3 protein-coding genes are annotated in these 1,192 nt (G+C 30.4%); 2 read left to right on the top strand and 1 reads right to left on the bottom strand.

What is annotated here, in order from left to right; genetic code table 11:
* Window positions 1-90 precede the first annotated feature (90 nt).
* Window positions 91-327 carry a hypothetical protein gene (locus ACSVH2_RS14065; protein ID WP_438093812.1) on the top strand — a complete coding sequence of 79 codons (237 nt, stop codon included), beginning with the start codon at window positions 91-93 and terminating at the stop codon, window positions 325-327.
* Here the strand turns inward: ACSVH2_RS14065 and ACSVH2_RS14070 are convergent.
* On the bottom strand, window positions 305-514 hold the full coding sequence (locus ACSVH2_RS14070) for a hypothetical protein (RefSeq protein WP_438093813.1): 210 nt from the start codon (window positions 512-514) through the stop codon (window positions 305-307). The genes ACSVH2_RS14065 and ACSVH2_RS14070 overlap by 23 nt on opposite strands.
* A 141-nt stretch (window positions 515-655) precedes the next feature.
* Between ACSVH2_RS14070 and ACSVH2_RS14075 the strand changes: the two genes are divergently transcribed.
* On the top strand, window positions 656-1,057 hold the full coding sequence (locus ACSVH2_RS14075; protein WP_438093814.1) for a lipocalin family protein: 402 nt from the start codon (window positions 656-658) through the stop codon (window positions 1,055-1,057).
* The last annotated feature ends 135 nt before the right edge of the window (window positions 1,058-1,192 follow it).

Genomic DNA, 1,192 nt, shown 5'->3' on the forward strand with positions numbered 1-1,192 from the left:
AGATTGTGGAGGTTTTTTCACAGTCTGCCGTTAGCCGTCAGTTTGGCGGAACGTATAAAAACCAATATTAACAAACAAAAATAATTAACAATGGAATTAAAAACACTTGACGAGTACACCGACAGAGAATTACTTGAATTAATCGTTAGTAACCAAGTTAGAACCGAACAGCGAATCTACAAAATTTACGCCTTTTTATTTGATAAATATAAAGACGAGTTTAGTAAAAACAACCAACACAAAGGAGAAACTTTTGAAGATTTTTTAGATTCATTCGATGGACTTGATAAGCAAATCAGAAACATTATAACGAAACAGCAAGATTAATTTTAATTTCGTTATAATATTTGCAATCTAAAGTTCCGTCTTTTCCAATTGTATTAGATGGTGTTGAAATTTTAACAACTAAATTTTCTTCACAAGATTTTAATAAAAGTTTATTTATTAAAAATACGTGTTGTTGAATTTTAGCGTTTAACTTTGATTTTGACTTTGAAATAATTAATTGTGACATAATATTTAATTTAAACTTTAATTCCTTTTTTGTGGAGGAATAATTTAACCACATAATTTATTTTTAACCATTTTACGGTAAACCGTAAAAAACATAACCTTTTTAATTCTAACATTGCAAAAACTTAAAACACATTTATTTATGAAAAAATCTATTTTATTATTCGCATTTGTAACTTTTTCTTTATTTTCTTGCTCAAGTAGTGACGACAATAACTCTTCAATCGACACAACTCAATTAGTTGGAACTTGGCTTTTAGAAAGTGCTAAACTTGATGGCGATGAAGTTGGTTCTTCTGATGAAGCTCGTTTCACTTCAAACGGTAGAGCATTTTACACTTACTACAATTTTGGAACAAACGGACAAGACATAATTGAAAATGCCGATTATTCCTTAAATGGAAATACAATAACAGTAACATACGATGACGCTGACCCAGGAAACGAAACTGACACTTTTCAAATTTTAGAATTAACTTCAACCAAATTGAAAGTGAAAAGCACAGATGACGAAGGAACTTTAATCGAAACGTACACTAAATAGAAAAACCGAACGGCTAACAGCAGTTACAAGAAATGGCAAAAAAAGTAGTAAATTCACGTTTACTTTTCGCGGGGAAATTTAACTTTAACGGAAAAATCTCGGTCACGAACTTTGCCACTTCTTGTAGCTGCGAAA

The organism is Flavobacterium sp. RSB2_4_14 (genome assembly GCF_051547085.1).
Classification (GTDB): domain Bacteria; phylum Bacteroidota; class Bacteroidia; order Flavobacteriales; family Flavobacteriaceae; genus Flavobacterium.